Source organism: Celeribacter marinus (assembly GCF_965656515.1).
Classification (GTDB): domain Bacteria; phylum Pseudomonadota; class Alphaproteobacteria; order Rhodobacterales; family Rhodobacteraceae; genus Celeribacter; species Celeribacter marinus_D.
This window is the reverse complement of record NZ_CBFHKW010000017.1, coordinates 41,299-47,700: the sequence shown is the minus strand read 5'-3', so window position 1 is coordinate 47,700 and position 6,402 is coordinate 41,299. Positions and strand designations below refer to the sequence as shown.

The following is a 6,402-nucleotide window of genomic DNA, read 5'->3' as shown; positions in this document are numbered from 1 at the left end:
CGGCACCTACAAAACCGACCGAATTGTGCATGATGGAACCACGTATTACGTGTTTGATGCCACAGATTACCGGTTTGCAGAGACGTACACCACGCCAACAACGGGCGATCGCACGCCTATCTTGAATGTTCCGGCTGACAATGCGGGCACGGCGCTCAAAGTTCTGAGCAGCTCGATTGATGGCGATGGCACGTTGTACGCGGTCAACATCGATTCAAGCACTGGCATCGTGACGCGCGGTGCGCAGATTGTTCAGCTCGCCAATACCAACGCGGTTTACCTTGCGGGCGGTGTTGTTGATGTGCGTGATCGCGGCGTTGTCGATGTCACGCCGCTTGCAACGGCTGAACGCGCGGTCATGACCCTCAGCGGTGTGACGACAGCGGGCACAGTGTCCTTTGATTTGGCGACCACGGATAGCCCGTCATCCAAGACGACGATAAGCGCGGATGTTGTCCGCGACACCACCACAGGCCTTATCGATCTGACGGCTTTGGCCACGGCGATCACCAATGCTGGTATCGGGATTTCGGCCACATTGTCCGCCGATAAGGCGAGCATTGATCTTACGCGTGCAGATGCCACAGGCATTATTGTGAGCGGGTATAATCATGGTGCCGATGTGGGCGGCCTCGCGGGGTCGATGCGCGTCGAGGGGTCCAACCTGACGGGTGTTAGCCTGTTTGATCAAACGCAAGTCGCGGTTGCCGAAGCGTTGGCCTACAAATTTGAATCGCAATACAGCAGTCGCGTTGAGTTGCGCCAAGGTCAGACACCGTACAATGATGTCACAATCACAGCGGGTAGTCCGGCTGGCACGACCACGGGCGATATCATCTTTATCGCGGGCAGTGACGTTGATCTCGACAAGGTGAAAACCTACGCCACCGGCAACATTCAGGTTACGACCACTGCCGGTGCGAATGTCGGCGATATCATGACGCTCGAAGATGATATGGGCCAAGTCTATGCCTCTATCGTTTTGGACAGCGACGATTTGACGGGGAGCTTGAACTTTAGCCCTGATCGTTTGGCCAATGGCACGTATTCGCTCAACGTGGCGTTGCGTGATGTTCATGGCAACGTCAGCTACTCTAGCGGTCGCGCCGAATTCACAGTGTCCGGTAGCTCTGTTTCCGCAGGATTTGCAGCGCCAAGCACACCTGTGATCACCGCGCCCGGAACCGTTGGCAACGCCCAGTTCGAATTGACAGGGACAGGAGCCACAGCGTGGACCCGCGTCGAAATTCGCGATGCAACCACCCACGCCGTGATTGCGCAAACCCGCGCGGATCAAGATGGAAACTGGTCGGCATTGACCGATGTTCTGGCCGATGGCGCGCATAGCGTCTACGCGGTCAACCTCGCTGACAAAGCCACATCCACCGCGCCGGACGTCGAAGCGGCATCCACCGTCATGGTGGCGTTCACCGTTGATACGCAAGCCCCAGTTGCGCCAACGATGTCATATAGCGCGCCAACAATCAGTGGCACAGCAGAGGCCGACAGCACCATTTATGTGTTTGCCAATGAGGATTTGGAAACGCCTGTCTTTACCGCCACGACAAACAGTAGCGGAGTCTGGACTGGGACGCTTGATACCTCGGCGGGCACTCTGGCGAATGGCATCAACTTCTTGTTCGCGCGTAGCGTCGATGGCGCTGGCAACCAAAGCGGTTATACGGGCGGCCTTGGCATTTTGATCGGGGAGGCAACCGCCCCGAGTTTGGCTGTGACAGAACTGACACCGGGCACGTTCGCACCTGTGACGGTTGACAGCTTCTTTAACGGCTATCGTTTGAGCGGCACCACGGATGTGGGCGCGCGCGTTCAGGTCGAGATCAACGGCACCACACGCGAGGCATGGGTCGAAGGCAATACATGGCAATATGTCCTCGACACGACCGACCGCACGAACCTGACGACAAGTGCAGGTGCGTTCAAAGTCTTGGCCGATGATCCGCTCGCAGGGACAGCCGCGGCGGAATATTCAGGGACATTGACGCTTGCGCTTACCCCGCCAGCCGTTGCCTTTACACAGATTGACGGGATTACGTCGAATACGACGATTACCAAAGCTGATGTTGATCTTGGCAACGCTATTTCCCTCACAGGGACGGCGGATACGACAAGCATCAATATCCGCATGGCAAACGGTAGCTTGTTGGCGGAAAATGTACCTGTGACAGCGGGGGCATGGTCGTATGAATTGTCTGGCTCATCCTATTCGATCTTGGGCAATGGCACTCAAACACTTAGCTATGTCGCCACTGACGCTGCGGGCAATACCACAACGGCACAACAAGATTTGACAGTTGCCGTAGTCAAGCCGGGTACGGCCGTGATCGACCGTGTGAATGATGACACCGGCTTTGGCGACTATTTCACGACAGACGCGGATGGCCTCGAGGTCTTTGGAACAAGCGAGCCTGGCTCGGTTATTTCAATGACATACACATGGGCGCCTGTCACAGGGGCGACCAAAACGGACGTTGCTGTCACAAACATTACCTACGTGAACGCGTTGACGGGCGTGTGGCGTGCCGATCTGCCGGAAACCGGTGATGGGGCCTATACGATCACGACAACGGCGACCAAAAACGGCATTTCTAGCGATGTTTCGCAAAAGCTGATTACGGTTGATGCAACGGCGCCAGCGGTGCCGACATTGACGGTTGAGGACGCAACTGCGGGTCGTCCAGCGATCAGCGGGATCGCGGAAGCGGGCGCAGTTGTCAGCCTGATTGAAGGCACAACAGTGATCGCCAACACCCGTGCGCTGAGCGATGGCACATGGACATGGGCCCCGATCTCCGTTTGGGAAGCGGGTGTTGCGCGCACGATCAAAGCCTTTGTCACAGATGCGTCTGGCAATGTCGGTGCGCAATCTGCGGCACTGACGCTCACGCCAGTGGATACGTCAATCGCTCTTAGCTTGCCTCCGATTACGGGCGACAACATCATTACCGATGCGGATCGCACCAACGGGATTACCATTGGCGGCGAAACCAGTGCGGCGGTGTTGTATGTCGTTGTGAACGGCACAGAGCAGACAACGCTCAACCTTGGTCAATCGGTGGGGACAACGATTACCTTGTCCAATGCGGGCAAAGGCTATTCCTCGACTGCGCTTCCAACCGTCACCTTTAGCGCACCGGATGCCGGTGATGGCGTGCAAGCAACAGGTGTTGCCGTTGTCGAAAACGGTATTCTCACAGGCATTACAGTGACCGAAGCAGGGTCGGGGTATTACACCGCTCCAACCGTCACAATTGACGCACCTGCGCCCGTCACCGCAGCGCCGTCGGTAAGTCTCTCGGAGGGCGGTGTCGCCCTTGCCTCCGCCACAGGCGGCAGCGGGTATAGCGCCGTACCAACGATCACAATCGCCGCCCCTGATGGCGTCGACGCCTCGGCAACAGCCGTTGCAGATGACGCCGGACTGGTCACATTTACGATCGACAACGCGGGCACGGGATATTCCGACAATGTCGTCGTTACCGTAACGGATAGCGCCAACGTCACGAGCGAAACTGCTACTGCAACGATCACTGGCGGCACGATTTCGGGCCTAGAGCTTTCGGGTACCACATTCACATCCACAAGCACATTGGTTGTCAGCATTTCGGAAGCGGCTGTCCAAGCTACGGCCACTGCAACAATCGCGGATGGTGTGGTCACCGGATACACGGTCACTGAGGCGGGTAGCCGTTATGCAACTGTGCCTGCTGTGACGCTTGATGCACCTGCATCCGAGCAAGCAACGGCACAAAATGCTGCGCTATCGACCGTTCCAAAGGCATGGACACATACCCTGTCCGATAGTCTCGTGGCCGCAATGGGACGTGTTGAGAGTGCGTCTGTTACCTCGGGCGGGATCAACTACGCAACCGCGCCAACCGTGACCTTTGGTGCGCCCGATATTGCGGGCGGCACTCAGGCAACGGGTGTTGCCATTCTGGATGGCGATGGCACGATTGTCGAAATTCAAATCACCGAAGCGGGCAGCGGCTATACCAACCCGCCGAGCATCAGCTTTTCACCCACCGCAGGGTCTGGTGGCGTTGCGACTGTTGGGACTGTTGCCTTGGCAAGCAAGGCCTCCATCACCGTTCTCGATGCGGCGACCACCGCAGAGGTCCAAGAGATCAATCTGTCATCGGCGACGAACAATACTTACACCTTTACGTTCACGCTTGACGGTAAGGAATACGTCAGCGGCGCGATCAGCTACAACGAAACAGATGCCGCGAGCATCGAAGAGACACTGACGCGTATGGGCGTTCCGGGTGCGACCTATTCGGTAGACAATACCTATGCGACGGACGGGACATACCGGATTACCTTTGGCGGCAGCTTGCAGTACCGCGATGTTCCCGCATTGGTTCTCGATTCCACGGCGCTTACCCTAAGTGCTGGTGCGCCGACAGTTACGGAAAACCCCGATGGGGACGCAAAATATGCCGTCACCCATATCGTGGATTGGGTCGCAACGGACGGCTTTGCTGTCGATGCCGCAGATACCACCCCGATCGTGGTCACGGGCATCACGCAAAGCAACGAGTTGACCGGTGCAACCCTCTCCGGCACGGGTCCGTCCGGCGCAACCGTCCGCTTGTTCGCGACACCAACGGCAGGCTCCGAGACCGAGATTGCAACCACAGTTGCGAACGCATCGGGCGGCTGGACGATCAGTTTGACGGGCCTTGTCATCGCCGATGGCACCAGCCTTGTTGCAAAGGTGACAACCGGTCTCGACACCCCCGTTGAATCGGCCGCGACACTTTACACGGCCGCGTCACCGTCCATTGCCGTGACCGAAGTCTTGCCCAACAATACGATTACGGCACAAGACGTTGCACGAGTTCTGCAAATCCGTGGCATTGCGGGCATTGATGCGACGTCCGTCACTCTGAAGTTGCCAAATAGCACGGACGTAACAGCCGAGTTGTTCCCTGAGGAAGAGGGCCAGAACTGGCGCTTGAAACTGACCAATAGCGATCTGGTCGGCATTGCAGATGGCCCCCTTGACCTGTTGTTCGAAGTGTCCAACGGGACATCGACGACGACCTTGACCCAAACAGTGACCTTGGCCGTTGTGGTCCCAACCGAAACGCCGACGATTAGCACAATTCAGGGCGATGCCGTTGCAGCGAGCAACTTGGTCACCTCTGCCTATCCAACACTAACGGGTGAAGGTGCCTTGGCCCTTGGCGAAGTGCGGGTATACGATTTGACCACAAGCACCCTTTTGGGGTCGACGACTGCGCAAGCAGATGGCGCGTGGACGCTTGAGAGTGCCGATTACGACAGCCTTTTGTCGGGTGGCGCGCATCAAATTGGTGTTGTGAGTTTGGACGCTGCGGGGAACTTCGGGGCTATCCTTGAGGCCAATAAGCAAAATCTTATTGTCGATCTTGGCACTGTGTCTGCGCCTGTTCTTGTGGGCTTGGACAATGACACGGGTCGTCCACTTGATCATGCAACGAGTGAGACACAGCCGATCATCAAAGGCACCAGTGATGCTGGTGCAACGATTGAGATCTTTGTCGATGGGGCCACGACGGCGGATAACGCGGGCACTGTTGTGACCGCGAATGCACAGGGTCAGTGGAGCTATACCCTGTCCTCTGCACTTGCCGATGGAACACATGATATTACGGCGATTGCCAATTTTGGTGGCGGCATTAGTCCGGTTTCGGCCGCGCTTACCGTCGATATTTCGACCTCTATTGGTCAACCTGCCATTACGACGACTGCGGCGACTGTTGCGACCTCCACACCCATCCTGGAAGGTACCGCAAAACCACTGGCCAAAGTCACGGTTTACCGCGCAACAAGTGGCGGCACCGAAGTGATTGGCGAAACTGTCGCCTCCGCCACAGGAAGCTGGCGTTTGACGCCAACGACCAAATTGGCAGATGGGGCGCAAACACTGACCGCCAAGGCAACCGATGCCGTGGGTCAGGTCAGCGTTAGCTCCGCTGCGGTCGTGATGACGGTCGCAACACGCACGCCATCGATTACCTTTGGGGCCGTGAACGGCGACAACGTGGTGTCGTTGGGTGATAAAGAAACGTCGAATGGTGTAACCCTCACGGGTTGGGTGGAGACAGGCGCAAGCGTGACGATCTCGGTTGGTCGCAACGCGGGGAGCGCAACTGTCGATGCATCGGGCCGTTGGACATATGTCTTGAAAGAGGCTGACTACGCCGAAATCGGGATTGCGGATAACATCACGCTGACGGCGACCGCGACGAGTGCCTTGGGCACCTCGACCTCCGCGACCCAGATCGTTGACTTTAAAACCCAGATTGCGGCAACGCCAGCGCGCGCCAGCGTTCTGACGAACGCGAACGGTTTGGTCACGTTGGAAACGGCGGCGGGTCAAGCAGGGGCAAT

1 protein-coding gene is annotated in these 6,402 nt (G+C 57.4%); it reads left to right on the top strand.

The window, feature by feature from the left end:
* The coding region (locus ACTG34_RS05940; RefSeq protein WP_439104064.1) for an Ig-like domain-containing protein at positions 1–6,402 on the top strand (6,402 nt) is incomplete at both ends.